Source organism: Aeromonas sp. OTU364 (assembly GCF_038440395.1).
GTDB lineage: Bacteria > Pseudomonadota > Gammaproteobacteria > Enterobacterales > Aeromonadaceae > Aeromonas.
This window is the reverse complement of record NZ_JASATR010000003.1, coordinates 117,578-131,643: the sequence shown is the minus strand read 5'-3', so window position 1 is coordinate 131,643 and position 14,066 is coordinate 117,578. Positions and strand designations below refer to the sequence as shown.

The following is a 14,066-nucleotide window of genomic DNA, read 5'->3' as shown; positions in this document are numbered from 1 at the left end:
TCTGAAGGCTGAGGCTTATGCCTCAACCTGGCGACGGGTGACGAACATGGCGTCCCCGTAGCTGAAGAAACGGTACTGCTCCGCCACCGCCGCCTGATAGGCCGCCATCACGTTGTCGTAGCCGGCAAAGGCGCTGACCAGCATGATCAGGGTCGACTCGGGCAGGTGGAAGTTGGTGACCATGGCATCGACAATCTGGAACTCGTAGCCCGGGAAGATGAAGATGTCGGTGTCGCTGAAGAAGGGTGCCAACGGCTTGCCCTGGGCCAGGGTTACCTTGGCGGCGCTCTCCAGGGAGCGCACCGAGGTGGTGCCCACCGCAATCACCCGGCCACCCCGGGCGCGGGTCGCGGCTATGGCGTCCACCACCTCCTGGGGCACTTCGGCATACTCGGAGTGCATGTGGTGATCTTCGATCCTGTCCACCCGCACCGGCTGGAAGGTCCCCGCCCCTACATGCAGGGTGACGAAGGCCGTTTCAACCCCCTTGGCGCGGATTTTTGCCAGCAGGGGCTCATCGAAGTGCAGCCCCGCGGTCGGCGCCGCCACGGCGCCCGGCTTCTGGTTGTAGACGGTCTGGTAGCGCTCCTTGTCGGCATCCTCGTCGGGCCTGTCGATATAGGGCGGCAGCGGCATGTGGCCTATGGCCTCCAGGATCTCAAGCACGGGGCGCGGGTCCAGGAAGTGGATCTCGAACAGGGCATCGTGGCGGGCGCGCATCTCGGCCTCCACTTTCTCCCCATCGGGGCCGCCATCCAGGATGAGGCGGGTGCCGGGCTTGGGAGACTTGGAGGAGCGGACATGGGCCAGCACGCTGTGCTCGTCCAGGATGCGCTCCACCAGCACTTCCAGCTTGCCGCCGCTGGCCTTCTGGCCAAACATGCGCGCCGGAATGACCCGGGTGTTGTTGAACACCAGCAGGTCGCCCGGGTTGAGCTGGTCCAGCACATCCACAAATTGACCGTGGCGCAGGGCGCCGCTTTGACCATCGAGCTGCAACAGGCGGCTGGCGGTACGCTCTGCCATCGGATAGCGGGCAATCAGCTCGTCTGGCAGATCAAAATGAAAATCGGATACTTGCATCTTTCACCTCGGGGGAATCGGCGGCTAGTCTAGTTATCCCCCTCTGCCAAGGCAACCCAAAAGACCAAAAACCCAAGGCCGGCAAGGGATAGCGCTCTTTTTGCGAGCCTTGGGGGCCCTTGGCGTGCCGACACGGGCACTTGGACGCCAATTTGTACCCCGCCGTGCCAACAAACCTGGGTTAATGATTCTTTAATGATCTGTATTGACCCTGATCAGGTTCCACGGCCAGGAGCTGAGCTAGGGTGAGATCAGAGACACAAGGAGGCCCACCATGATGACCCTGACTGAAATCATGACCGAACACCCCTTCACCCTGGGGCCGCAGAACAGCGTCAAGCAGGCGATGGAGCTGATGCAGCAGGAGCAGATCCGCCACATCCCCATCGTCGACGAGCACCTGCATCTGCTGGGACTGGTCACCCTCTCCGACATCCTGGCAACCCGCGACTCCAAGCTGCTGCTCATCAATCCGGAGCGGGAGGCGGAATTCACCGACAGCGTCCAGCTCGACGAGATCATGACCCGCCAGGTGGCGAGCGTGGATCCCCACGCCGGCATCAAGGAGGCGGCCCTCTACCTGCAGCGCCACAAATATGGCTGTCTGCCGGTGGTGCGGGGACGCAAGCTGGTGGGCATAGTCACGGAATCGGACTTCATCACTGTCGCCATCAATCTGCTGGAGCTGATGGAGGAGCAGGAGCCACCCGCTGATTTCTGATCACAAAAAACTGTAATAAAATTACAATAAAAGCGTTTTCAGCCTGATTAATCGGCTAAATAGCTGAAACACTTTCAGTTTGACTGAAAAATTACACCACAAACTTGCTTTGTGATCTCCATCACACTATGATGCCGTCCATGCAATGGTTGCCGAAGAGGAGATGAGGATTGTGCACCCGATGTCTTCTCTTCATATGTCTGCAAGTTTGCACACCCCGTAGTTAGTCTTTGCTGTAAAGCATTTTTATATCGCCATTCCTTGTTTGATGACCCGGCCCTGTCTGTGCGACGGCGCCGGGATTTTTTTGCCCGTCTCTCACCCCCTCCCCCTCAGTCCCGACACGCCTTCAGTACGCCTCTCATCACCTCCGGCATAAAACAAGTTGCCATCCGGGACTTGAAAATGTGACATGGAGGACAGAAATTGAACTTCGACAATGAGTTATCTCTGAAGGCCTGAGATATTCATATTAGGTACAGTTGCGATGGGCTATCTAATAAGTAGATTTAAGTGATTCAAAATTGTGGCTTTGACCGATTAGAGAAAAGCCCTATGATGCCTCCATCGAAAGTTAAGCGCCTCGCCTGGCCAAGCACTTCACGACCAGACGGGCATATGTACATCACCAAGGAGCAAATACATGTCTACCTATATCAACACCGAAATCAAGCCGTTCAACGCTACCGCCTACCACAATGGCAAATTCGTTCAGGTGTCTGACGCTGACCTGAAAGGCAAGTGGTCCGTGGTCTTCTTCTACCCGGCTGACTTCACCTTCGTTTGCCCGACCGAGCTGGGCGATCTGGCTGACAACTACGCTTCCTTCAAGAAGCTGGGCGTCGAGATCTACGCCGTCTCCACCGACACCCACTTCACTCACAAGGCCTGGCACGACACTTCTGACACCATCAAGAAGATCCAGTACCCGATGATCGGCGACCCGACCGGCACCATCACCCGCAACTTCGGCGTGATGATCGAAGAAGCTGGCCTGGCTGACCGCGGTACCTTCGTCATCGACCCGAACGGTGTCATCCAGATCGTTGAAATCAACGCCGGCGGTATCGGCCGTGACGCTCTGGAGCTGCTGCGCAAGGTCAAGGCTGCCCAGTACGTTGCCGCTCACCCGGGTGAAGTGTGCCCGGCCAAATGGCAAGAAGGCGATGCCACCCTGGCCCCGTCCCTGGATCTGGTAGGCAAAATCTAAGCCTCCTGCTCTCCAAGACCGGCCCACTCAAGGGCCGGTCTGCTTTCTGGCCCAGCGCTTCCTGCATTCACTGTTTTTTGCATCCAGTGCTTTCTGTATTCATTAATAGTGCCGACCGCCATAACAAGAAGGAATTCGACCATGTTAGATACCAACCTCAAACAACAACTCAACGGTTACTTGCAGTACATCGTCAATCCCATCGAGATCAGCGTGTCCGGCAATGACAGCGACAAATCCGCAGAGCTCCTGGCATTGGCCAACGAGATAGCAGAGATGTCCCCCAAGATTTCCATGACCGATGGCACTGCTACTCGCAAGCCTTCCATGAGCGTGGCGCCACAAGGCCAGGCACCGCGCGTGCATTTTGCCGGCATCCCCATGGGTCATGAATTTACCTCCCTGGTGCTCGCCCTGCTGCAAAGCGGCGGCCACCCCTCCAAGGCCGATCCGGCCGTGCTGGAGCAGGTGAAAAACCTCAAGGGCGAGTTCCACTTCGAGACCTATATCTCCCTCTCCTGCCACAACTGCCCGGACGTGGTGCAGGCCCTGAACCTGATGGCCACCCTGAACCCCGGCATCACCCACACCATGATCGACGGTGCCCTGTTCCAGGACGAGGTGAACGAGCGCCAGATCATGGCGGTCCCGAACGTCTACCTGAACGGTCAGCCGTTCAGCCAGGGCCGTACCTCGCTCGAAGAGATCGTCGCCAAACTCGATACCGGCGCGGCAGAGCGCAAGGCGCAAGAGCTGAGCGAAAAGGCCCCCTACGACGTGCTGGTAGTGGGCGGTGGCCCGGCTGGCGCCGCAGCCGCCATCTATGCCGCCCGCAAGGGGATCCGCACCGCCATCGTCGCCGAGCGATTCGGCGGTCAGGTGATGGACACCGTCGGCATCGAGAACTTCATCTCCGTGCCCTACACCGAGGGCCCCAAGCTGGCCGCGAGCCTGGAGCAGCACGTCAAGCAGTACGGCGTGGAGGTGATCACCGAGCAGCGTGCCGCCGCCATCAGCAAGGATGGCTACGTGAACGTGGATCTCGCCTCCGGTGCCACCTTGAAGAGCCGCGCCGTGATCCTGGCGACCGGCGCCCGCTGGCGCGATCTGAACGTGCCGGGGGAGCTCGAGTACCGCACCAAGGGCGTGGCCTACTGCCCCCACTGCGACGGCCCCTTCTTCAAGGGCAAGCGGGTGGCGGTGATAGGTGGCGGTAACTCCGGCATAGAGGCGGCCATCGATCTCGCCGGTATCGTCGAGCACGTCACCGTGGTGGAGTTCGCCGATACCCTGCGCGCCGACGAGGTGCTGCAGAAGAAGGCTCGTTCCATGGGCAACATCGACATCATCATGAGCGCCCGCACCACCGAAGTCATCGGTGACGGCAGCAAGGTGGTGGGCATGGACTACGAGGATCGCACCACAGGCGAGATCAAGCACCTGGCGGTGGCCGGCATCTTCGTGCAGATCGGCCTGGTGCCGAACACCGAGTTCCTCAAGGGGAGCGAAGTCGCCCTGACCCGCTTTGGCGAAATCGAGATCGACACCAAGGGGGCCACTTCCCTGCCCGGCGTCTATGCCGCAGGGGATGCCACTACGGTGCCGTTCAAGCAGATCATCATCTCCATGGGCGCCGGTGCCACCGCAGCCCTGGGGGCCTTCGATTACCTCATCCGCAATGCGGCGCCGGAAGCCGCTGCGGCCAAGAGCGAGGCCGTGACCGCCTGACGTGCTCATCGCCCGACAAAAAGCCGACTCCCTGGAGTCGGCTTTTTTATGCGTGTCTTCGGGCTGGCTGCCTCAGCGAACCTGCGGCTCCTCCGTTCCCTCCAACTCGGGCGTGGCATAGCTTGCGGGCACCGCCTCCCCTTCCAGATCCGTTCTCGGCTCCAGCTCCGCCGTCATGGGGGTATTGGGCGGCACCGGCATGAACACCTGGTGCTCGGCCAGGGGAATGGGTGCCCGCTGCCGCCGGCGCCAGCCCAGATAGCCCGCCAGCAGGGCACCGCACAGGGCAAAGTAGACGAACAGCCCCTCTGGCCCGAACTGCAACATGACGAAGGGCGCCAGCAGCGGCCCTATCATGGCCCCCAGGCTGTAGGCGAGCAGCAGCCCCTGATTGGCCCCCAGCACCTGATCCGGGCGCAACTCGTCGCAGGCGTGGCTGAGGCTCAAGGGGTAGATGGAGAACGCCATTCCCCCCAACAGGAACACCAGGACACCCGCGATCGGCTCGCGCCACGCCCCGGGCAGCAGCACCATCAGCAGGGCGAGCAGGGTCAGCGCCCCGCACAGCAGCAGGATCACCAGCCGCCTGTCATAGCGGTCGGACATCCGCCCTATGGGGTATTGCAGGCACATGCCCCCCAGGATCACCAGCGCCATCATGTCCGCCACCCGGGAGAGCGAGGCGCCGCTGTCGGTAAAGTAGAGCGGCAGCAGGCCATAGATGGCCCCGAGGATGAGGCCCGAGGTGAAGCTGCTGCCCATGCCCGCCGGGGTGAGCCGGACAAGCTCCAGCACCCCCACCGGCTGGGGCGCCACCATGGCAGGGGTGGCCACCCGGGAGAGGGCGAGCGGCACCACGGAGAGGGTGGCGGCCATGGCGCACAGGGCAAACGGCGTCAGCACCATGGGATCCACCCACTTGAGCAGCAACTGGCCCAGGGCGAGTGAACCGTAGAGCAGGATCATGTAGAGGGACATCAACCGGCCCCGGTTCGCCGGGGTGCTTGAGACCAGCATCCAGGACTCCAGCACCACGAACAGGCCGCCGGTGGCAAAGCCCCCCAGCAGCCGCAGCGCCGCCCAGGTGACGGGCTCCACCACCATGCCGTGCAGCAGGAACAGGAAACAGAGCAGGGAGGCATAGGCCGCATAGGCCCGGATATGACCCACTCGTATGATGAGACGGGCGTTGATGAAGGCCCCCAGCACCAGGCCACCGAAGTAGGCGGCCGACACCAGGCCGATGGCCTGCACCGACACCTGTTCGGCCGAGAGACGCACCGTCAGCAGGGTATTGAACATGCCGTGACCCAGAATGAAGATCACCAGACTGGTCAGGGGTGACAGCAACCTTGTGAGTGTCATGACGCCTCCTCGTGACGAAAAGATCATGGTAGCGTCTGTTTCTTGCCCGGTTCAACCCGATAGTCCCGGCCCTCCCGGACTATTCTTAACGGGATCCCATCAAGGAGGTCGTCAAGATGAGACTCATGCTGTTGTTGGCAGCCCTGCTCTTCGCCGGGAGCGCCATCGCCTTCCACTGCCCCATGGACATGAAGAAGATTGATGATGCCCTGGCCACGAACCCCGCCCTCAGTGCCGAGAAACTGGCCGAGGTGAAGCAGCTCAGGGCCGAAGGTGAGACCCTGCATAACGCGGGCAAGCATCAGGAATCCGTCGATACCCTGGCCAAGGCCATGGCCATCCTGGGCATCGATCAAGGCTGACACTGCCCATGCCCCGCGCGACTGTCTGCTTCGCACCGCCCGGATGCGACAGGCAGTCCAGATGAAACAAGGCCCTCGCCATCACTGGCGGGGGCCTTTTCACTGCGGGTTTTTAGCGCTTGCCGGGGCTAAACCCGGCCACTGTAGACCAGGGTGCAATAGTTGAAGGCTATCTTGCCGTGAACGGCATGACGTGCAAACTCGCGGCGGATGAGGGCCGTCATCTGCTCATGGGCCGGGGTGCCGACGGCGGGGGCATAGGAGGAGGAGTTGAGCCGCCCCAGCACGCCGTCCAGATCGAACAGCTGGCGGTTTTCAAAGCGATCGAGCCGGTACTCCCCCTCGAAGAAGGCACTAAAGTCGTGCTCGCTTAGGTTGCGATGATTGACCTCCTCGTAATCCCCCGAATAGGCGTGCAACCCCTCCTCATAGGCCTTGAGAAACGGGGTGTCGGTCAGCCTGTCATTCCAGATGAGGGCGACCCGGCCACCGGGTCTGAGCAGCCGCTGGCACTCCTGCCGAAAGGCGGTGCGATCGAACCAGTGAAACGCCTGGGCGACCGCCACCAGATCCACCGAGCCCGTCGGCAGGCCGGTGGCCTCCGCACTGCCGTGGGACCAGCCGATGTTGCCCACCTCCGCCAGCAGCCGCCTGGCGGCGGCGCGCATCTCGTCATTGGGCTCCACCGCCCAGACCCGCGCCACCCGGGGTGCGAGCAGGGCGGTCAGGATGCCGGTGCCCGCCCCTATGTCGGCCACCTGGGCCTTGGGCCCCATGGCAAGCTCCTGGGCCAGAAAGTCCAGCATGGCCGCCGGATAACCGGGGCGGTACTTCACATAAGCCTCGACCCGGGTCGAGAATCGCTGGGTACTGTCCATCGCACACACCTCTCCTGTCATTGGCGGGGCATCCGATCGCCCAGCCTGTGGCTCTGCCCACCAAACCGGGCGGCCCGGATCCCTATGCCACTACACTTGACGACATCATGCAACTCCCCGGCTGGCAACAGAGGGCGCCAGGTAGCAACCACTGGGGCAAGAGAATGGGAGGGGCACAGGATGACAGCAACGGACAGGAGCCACGAGATGATGACAGCCGCAAAGAACAGGATCTGCCTCTGGTATGACGGGGATGCCGAGGAGGCGGCACGGTTTTACGCAAGCCTCTTCCCCGACTCCGCGGTCGACGCCGTGCACCGCGCCCCTGCCGACTACCCCGCCGGCAAGAAAGGGGACGTGCTGACGGTCGAGTTCAGGGTGATGGGGATCCCCTGCCTCGGGCTCAACGGCGGCCCCGGGGTCAGCCACAGCTGGGCCTTCTCGTTCCAGGTGGCCACCCAGACCCAGGCCGAGACGGATCGCTACTGGGACGCCATCATCGACCATGGCGGTCAGGCGAGCGAGTGCGGCTGGTGCCAGGACAAGTGGGGCATCTCCTGGCAGATCACCCCCCTGGCCCTCACCGAGGCGATCACCGATCCCGACCCCGAGGCAGCGAGACGCGCCTTCGAGGCCATGATGCAGATGGGCAAGATAGATATCGCCGCCATCGAGGCGGCGCGCCGGGGCTGAGCGCCCATTCAGCACCACCGCCATGCCAACGAACAGGCCCCGCCAACAGGCGGGGTCTGTTGTCCATGGGGGTCTTGGCGAGCGCGCAGCACCGGGTGACCCCTCTTCCGTTCTTGGCCATCAGTTCAAAGGGGCAGCGACCGCTCCTGCACCACGCTCTTCATGACGAGGGTCGAGGTGAGTCGCTGGACGCTCGGCAGCGCCGAGAGCTGCTCATCATACAAGCGCTGGAAGGCGGGAAGATCCCGGGTGATGACGTTCAGCAGGTAATCGGGATCGCCGAAGAGACGCTGTGCCTGAATGACCTGGGGGATCGCCACCAGGGCTTGTTCGAAAGTGGCGACGGCCTGGCGATCCCCCTCCCTCAGGGTGACAAAGACGATGGCGGAGAAGTTAAGGCCGAGGTTGCCGGGATCGAGCTGTGCGCGATAGCCCCTGATCACCCCCGCCTCCTCGAGGGCACGCACCCGCCGGTGACAAGGGGAGACGCTGAGCCCGATCCGTTCGGCCAGCTCGGTGACGGAGAGGCGCCCGTCAGACTGCAGCTCGGCAAGGATCCTGCGATCAATTCTATCCATTTGGAAAATCTTCCCATTTATAGAGCAATATTGGCAAATATCAGACAGCACATTCTAATCATCGGGGGATATTCTTTTCAATCTTGGAAGAGGATTGGCAGTTTCAACCTCAGTATCATACCCACACAGGAGAGAGAAGATGAATCGCGAACCCCTTGACGGTGGCTTCGTTGCGCTGGCCATGAGGGAGTCCCCTGCCCTGCGCCGGCAGGCCAAACACCACGGACGAATCCGCCCATCCACTGACCCGGCCAGGACCATCAGAAGTTGGCCGCTTGCACGCACGGCGACGCCCCCCTTGCAGGAGGTCTCCTCATCATGACACTCGCTCTCTTTGGCGCCTTCTGGGCGGTCTCCATCCTGTTCGTCATCACCCCGGGGGTGGACTGGGCCTATGCGATCTCGGCAGGCATGCGGGGACGAGTGGTGATCCCCGCCGTGACCGGGCTGCTGCTCGGCCACCTGACGGCCATCCTGATCGTGGCCGCCGGGGTCGGTGCCCTGGTGGCAAGCAACCCGCTGGCACTCAGCCTGCTCACCCTCCTGGGGGCGGCCTACCTGCTCTGGCTCGGCATCAACCTGTTACTGCACCCCGCCATGCCAGCGGCGGACAAGGATCAGAGCCCGGGGGCCTGGCACCACTGGACCCTCAAGGGCATCTGCGTGAGCGGCCTCAATCCCAAGGTCTTCCTGCTGTTCCTGGCACTGCTGCCCCAGTTCACCGATCCCGCCGCCCCCTGGCCGGTGCCGGGACAGATAGTCGCGCTCGGACTGGTCCATGTCGCCAGCTGCGCCATCGTCTACCTGCTGGTGGGGTACGGCGCCCAGGCCATACTCAGCACCCGCCCCCTGGCGGCGCGCAGAGTGAGCCAGCTCTCCGGCGCGGCCATGATCGTCATTGCCATGCTCCTGTTCGTCGATCAGGTCTTCCCCTGAATGTCATTCCAACCCCGCGAGAACCCCAACATGAGTGAACACGCCTCCCCATACGGTCAAAACACCCGGGCCGTCTCCCGCATCCGGATCCCTCACCTCCAGCAGATGAAGGCGCTGGGACAGAAGTGGGCCATGCTGACCGCGTACGACATGTATACCGCCGCCATTTTTGAAGAGGCGGGGATCCCGGTGCTGCTGGTGGGAGACTCCGCCTCCAACAACGTCTATGGCAACGAGACCTCGCTTCCGGTCACGGTGGACGAGCTGCTCCCGCTGGTACGGGCCGTGACCCGTTCTACCCGCCGCCCGCTGGTGATAGCGGATCTCCCCTTTGGTTCCTATCAGGGCTCGGCCGAGCAGTGTTTTCATACTGCGGTTCGCTTCATGAAGGAAGCCGGCGCCCACGCCGTGAAGCTCGAGGGGGGCAAGCAGATGCTGCCCCAGGTGGAAAAACTGGTGAGCGCGGGTATCCCGGTGATGGCCCACATCGGCTTCACTCCGCAGGCGGAGCATCAACTCGGTGGCTACCGCGTGCAAGGACGCGGCGAGGATGGCCAGCAGCTTGTCGACACCGCCCTCGCCTTCGAAGCCGCTGGCGCCTTCGCCCTGCTCATCGAGATGGTGCCAGCCGAGCTGGCCGAGAGGATCACGGCGGCGGTCGCCATCCCCACAGTAGGCATAGGCGCCGGAGTCCACTGCGATGCCCAGGTGCTGGTCTGGCAAGACATGGCCGGCTTGCGAACCGGGCACCTGCCACGCTTCGTCAAGCAGTACGCCGACATGCGCACCCTGCTGCACCAGGCGGCGCGCGACTACGCCGCCGATGTCGGGGCGGGCGCCTTCCCCGGCCCAGAGCACAGCTTCTGAGGCCAGGGACGAGCGTCACAGGCACGCCCGGGAAAGGGGTGAGAACCACGGATTGAAGATAAAAAAAGACCACCCCTGGGGGTGGTCTTTTGTTGCCTGGGCTCGAATGCCCCCTTCATGACGATTACTTGGCGTAATCTTCGGTCGGGACGCAGGAGCAGAACAGGTTGCGATCGCCGTAGACGTCGTCGATGCGGTTGACCGAGGGCCACAGCTTGCTGGCGCGCACGGCGTCAGACGGGAAGACAGCTTCGGCGCGGGTGTAACCGCGACTCCACTGCTCGTCCATGACGTCATCCTGGGTGTGCGGCGCATGGACCAGGGGGTTGTCGGTCAGGCTCCAGTGGCCGTCCTGCACCCGGGCTATCTCGGCACGGATGGCGGTCATGGCTTCCACGAAGCGATCCAGCTCGCGCTTGGATTCGGATTCGGTCGGCTCGACCATCAGGGTACCCGCCACCGGGAAGCTCATGGTCGGCGCGTGGAAGCCGTAGTCCATCAGGCGCTTGGCCACGTCCATCTCGCTGATGCCGGAGGCCTCCTTGAGCGGGCGGATGTCCAGAATGCACTCGTGGGCCACCCGGCCGTTGCGCCCGGTGTAGAGCACGGGGAAGGAGTCGCCGAGCTTCTTGGCCAGGTAGTTGGCGTTGAGGATGGCGACCTGGGTGGATTTCTTGAGCCCCTCATCCCCCAGCATGGCAATGTACATCCAGCTGATGGGCAAAATGCTGGCCGAGCCGAACGGGGCGGCAGACACGGCGCCGTTGTCACGGCTCTCTTTATCTGTCTTGACCACGGCGTGGCCGGCCACGAAGGGTGCCAGGTGCTGCTTCACGCCGATGGGGCCCATGCCAGGGCCGCCACCGCCGTGGGGAATGGCGAAGGTCTTGTGCAGGTTGAGGTGAGAGACGTCAGCACCGATAAAACCTGGCGCTGTCAGCCCGACCTGGGCGTTCATGTTGGCACCGTCCAGATAGACCTGACCACCATACTGGTGAACGATGTCGCACACCTCCTTGATGGTCTCCTCGTACACCCCGTGGGTGGAGGGGTAGGTCACCATCAGGCAGGAGAGCTGGTCCCCCACCTCGGCAGCCTTGGCGCGCAGGTCGTCCAGATCCACGTTGCCGGCCTTGTCGCAGGCGGTGACGATGACCTTGAGGCCCGCCATCTGGGCGGAGGCCGGGTTGGTGCCGTGAGCGGAGGCCGGGATCAGGCAGACATCGCGATGCCCCTCGCCGCGGGACTCGTGGTACTTCTTGATGGCGAGCAGGCCCGCGTACTCGCCCTGGGCACCGGAGTTGGGCTGCATGCAGACGGCGTCATAACCTGTCACCTTCACCAGCCAGTCTTCGAGGTCTGCCAGCAGCAGCTGGTAGCCCTGGGTCTGGGCCAGCGGCGCGAAGGGGTGCAGCTTGCCGAACTCGGGCCAGGTCACCGGGATCATCTCGGCGGTGGCGTTGAGCTTCATGGTGCAGGAGCCCAGGGAGATCATGGCGTAGTTCAGGGCCAGATCTTTCGCTTCGAGACGGTGGATGTAGCGCAGCATCTCGGTCTCGGAGTGGTACTTGTTGAACACCTCGTGGGTCAGCACGGCGTCGGTGCGCAGCAGATCCTGCGGGATGGCCTGATGGCCCTGGGTGGCCTTGTCGAGGGCCTCGATATCCAGGCCGTGGCCTTGGCCGAGGAACAGATCAAACAGCTCGGCCACGTCGCCACGGGTGGTGGTCTCGGAGAGGGACACACCGACGGCGCCGTCCAGATCCGCGCGCAGGTTGATGCCCAGCCCTTCGGCCTTGGCAATCAGCTCTGATTTGCCTGCGGTCAGCACGGTGAGGGTGTCGAACCAGCTGTCGTGCTTGAGGGCCAGGCCCTTGGCCTTGAGGCCGAGCGCCAGGATGCTGGTCAGGCGATGGACGCGGGAGGCGATGGTCTTGAGCCCCACCGGGCCGTGGTAGACGGCGTAGAAGCTCGCCATGTTGGCCAGCAGCACCTGGGCGGTACAGATGTTGGAGTTCGCCTTCTCGCGGCGGATATGCTGCTCGCGGGTCTGCATCGCCATGCGCAGGGCGTTCTTGCCACGGGCATCCTTGGAGACGCCTATGATGCGGCCCGGCATGGAGCGCTTGTAGGCATCGCGGGTGGCGAAGAAGGCCGCGTGGGGGCCACCGTAACCCATGGGCACACCGAAGCGCTGGGCAGAGCCGAACACCACGTCGGCACCCAGTTCACCCGGGGATTTGAGCAGCAGCAGGGAGAGCATGTCGGTCCCGACGCAGGCCAGCCCCTTCTGGGCCTGGACGGCGGCGATCAGGGAACGCAGATCGGTCACCTGGCCTGTGGTGCCCGGGTACTGGAACATGGCACCAAACACCTCTTCGCTCACCGCGTCAGAGGCGGGGCCCACCGCCACGTCGAAACCGAAGTGCACCGCGCGCTCCTTGACCACGTCGATCACCTGGGGGTGTACGTCGTCGGCCACGAAGAAGAGGTTGGACTTGGACTTGGCCATGCGCTTGGCCAGCGCCATGGCTTCGGCGGCGGCGGTGGCTTCATCGAGCAGGGAGGCACTCGCCAGATCCATGCCGGTCAAGTCCAGGGTGAGCTGCTGGAAGTTCAGCAGCGCCTCGAGACGGCCCTGGGCCAGCTCCGGCTGATAGGGGGTGTAGGCGGTGTACCAGCCCGGGTTTTCCAGGACGTTGCGCAAGATGACGTGGGGCACGTGGGTGTCGTGATAGCCCATGCCGATGTAGCTCTTGGCGATCTGGTTCTTGGCGGCATAGCCCTTGAGCTTGGCCAGGGCCTCCACTTCGGTCATGGGAGCGCCGATGCCGAGCGGGCCCGGGCGACGGATGGCGGCGGGGACAGTCTGCTCAATCAGATCGTCCAGGCTCTCGGCCCCCACGGTGGCGAGCAGGGCCCGCACTTCTTCCTCACCCGGGCCGATGTGACGGCGGATGAAATCGGTTTTTTGCTCGAGTTCAAACAGTGACTGGGTCATTTCCCTATTTCCTGGTATTAAGTCCTGATAACCAAGACCTGATGTTCCTGATAGCCGGCGGAAACCGGCTCCACTCATGTTCTGTGTCCGCCGCAGGCAGACGGGGAATGCGGCAAGGGCATCCCGAAGGCGCAAAGGCTGCGCCCTTCCTGCAACCTCCATGGCCGCAGGATGGCAGTCATACAAGAGGGCCCTGCTGTGTTGGCAGGGCCCGGGGGCATTACTCTTCGTCCACCACGTTCTGGTAGCCTTCGGCATCCAGCAGGTTGGCGAGCTCGCCCGCGTCGTCCAGCTTGATGCGGAACAGCCAGCCAGCGCCGTAGGGGTCGGAGTTGACCAGCTCGGGGCTGCCTTCCAGCTCTTCGTTGATGGCCAGGATCTCGCCGCTCACCGGGCTGTAGATGTCGGAGGCGGCCTTGACAGACTCGGCCACGGCGCAATCTTCGCCGGCACTCACCTGCTTGCCCACTTCCGGCAGATCGACGAACACCATGTCTCCCAGCAGATCCTGGGCGTGCTCGGTGATACCGACCACGGCTTCGCCGTTGGCTTCAACACGAACCCACTCGTGGGAGGTGGCATATTTCAGTTCGCTCGGGATATGGCTCATTTGTGCTTCCTTTATGCTCTTGGATCGCTTCAAC

At 62.9% G+C, this 14,066-nt stretch carries 13 protein-coding genes; 7 read left to right on the top strand and 6 right to left on the bottom strand.

The genetic code is table 11. From position 1 onward, the window contains the following. Positions 1 to 15: 15 nt before the first annotated feature. Complete coding sequence (gene queA, locus AAHB08_RS05025; RefSeq protein WP_342058308.1) at positions 16 to 1,083, bottom strand: tRNA preQ1(34) S-adenosylmethionine ribosyltransferase-isomerase QueA; 1,068 nt, start codon at positions 1,081 to 1,083, stop codon at positions 16 to 18. Positions 1,084 to 1,357: 274 nt separating this feature from the next. Between queA and AAHB08_RS05020 the strand changes: the two genes are divergently transcribed. The 3 genes from AAHB08_RS05020 (at position 1,358) to ahpF (ending at position 4,742) form a co-directional block, all read left to right on the top strand. Beyond that, a complete protein-coding gene (locus tag AAHB08_RS05020) occupies positions 1,358 to 1,804 on the top strand; it encodes a CBS domain-containing protein (RefSeq protein ID WP_025327254.1) in 447 nt (148 codons plus the stop codon). 643 nt (positions 1,805 to 2,447) lie between these two features. Then, positions 2,448 to 3,014, top strand: a complete 567-nt coding sequence (gene ahpC, locus AAHB08_RS05015; RefSeq protein WP_025327255.1) for an alkyl hydroperoxide reductase subunit C — start codon at positions 2,448 to 2,450, stop codon at positions 3,012 to 3,014. A gap of 141 nt (positions 3,015 to 3,155) precedes the next feature. After that, positions 3,156 to 4,742 carry an alkyl hydroperoxide reductase subunit F gene (gene ahpF, locus AAHB08_RS05010; RefSeq protein ID WP_202045958.1) on the top strand — a complete coding sequence of 529 codons (1,587 nt, stop codon included), beginning with the start codon at positions 3,156 to 3,158 and terminating at the stop codon, positions 4,740 to 4,742. A 72-nt stretch (positions 4,743 to 4,814) separates the two neighbouring features. Here ahpF and AAHB08_RS05005 read toward each other — a convergent pair whose 3' ends face one another. Beyond that, complete coding sequence (locus AAHB08_RS05005; RefSeq protein WP_342058307.1) at positions 4,815 to 6,107, bottom strand: MFS transporter; 1,293 nt, start codon at positions 6,105 to 6,107, stop codon at positions 4,815 to 4,817. Between the two features lie 116 nt (positions 6,108 to 6,223). Here AAHB08_RS05005 and AAHB08_RS05000 point away from each other — a divergent pair, with 116 nt between their 5' ends. Further along, complete coding sequence (locus AAHB08_RS05000; RefSeq protein ID WP_025327258.1) at positions 6,224 to 6,469, top strand: hypothetical protein; 246 nt, start codon at positions 6,224 to 6,226, stop codon at positions 6,467 to 6,469. A gap of 128 nt (positions 6,470 to 6,597) precedes the next feature. Here the strand turns inward: AAHB08_RS05000 and AAHB08_RS04995 are convergent, their stop codons facing one another. Continuing rightward, positions 6,598 to 7,347 (bottom strand): class I SAM-dependent methyltransferase, encoded by a 750-nt coding sequence (locus AAHB08_RS04995; protein WP_342058306.1) that lies wholly within the window; start codon positions 7,345 to 7,347, stop codon positions 6,598 to 6,600. Between the two features lie 207 nt (positions 7,348 to 7,554). On the opposite strand from AAHB08_RS04995, the gene AAHB08_RS04990 reads away from it, so the two are divergent. After that, positions 7,555 to 8,040 carry a VOC family protein gene (locus AAHB08_RS04990; protein WP_342058305.1) on the top strand — a complete coding sequence of 162 codons (486 nt, stop codon included), beginning with the start codon at positions 7,555 to 7,557 and terminating at the stop codon, positions 8,038 to 8,040. 125 nt (positions 8,041 to 8,165) lie between these two features. Here the strand turns inward: AAHB08_RS04990 and AAHB08_RS04985 are convergent, their stop codons facing one another. Then, entirely contained in the window at positions 8,166 to 8,618 is a 453-nt protein-coding gene (locus tag AAHB08_RS04985; RefSeq protein ID WP_025327261.1) for an Lrp/AsnC family transcriptional regulator, read from the bottom strand. Between the two features lie 318 nt (positions 8,619 to 8,936). Between AAHB08_RS04985 and AAHB08_RS04980 the strand changes: the two genes are divergently transcribed. Further along, on the top strand, positions 8,937 to 9,554 hold the full coding sequence (locus AAHB08_RS04980) for a LysE family translocator (RefSeq protein WP_342058304.1): 618 nt from the start codon (positions 8,937 to 8,939) through the stop codon (positions 9,552 to 9,554). Further along, positions 9,555 to 10,421 (top strand): 3-methyl-2-oxobutanoate hydroxymethyltransferase, encoded by an 867-nt coding sequence (panB, locus tag AAHB08_RS04975; protein ID WP_342058303.1) that lies wholly within the window; start codon positions 9,555 to 9,557, stop codon positions 10,419 to 10,421. A 124-nt stretch (positions 10,422 to 10,545) separates the two neighbouring features. Here the strand turns inward: panB and gcvP are convergent, their stop codons facing one another. Together gcvP and gcvH are read right to left on the bottom strand one after the other, a co-directional pair. Beyond that, positions 10,546 to 13,422 carry an aminomethyl-transferring glycine dehydrogenase gene (gcvP, locus tag AAHB08_RS04970; RefSeq protein WP_342058302.1) on the bottom strand — a complete coding sequence of 959 codons (2,877 nt, stop codon included), beginning with the start codon at positions 13,420 to 13,422 and terminating at the stop codon, positions 10,546 to 10,548. 220 nt (positions 13,423 to 13,642) lie between these two features. Then, positions 13,643 to 14,032, bottom strand: coding sequence for a glycine cleavage system protein GcvH (gene gcvH / locus AAHB08_RS04965; protein WP_005329287.1), 390 nt, complete (start codon positions 14,030 to 14,032; stop codon positions 13,643 to 13,645). Positions 14,033 to 14,066 lie beyond the last annotated feature (34 nt).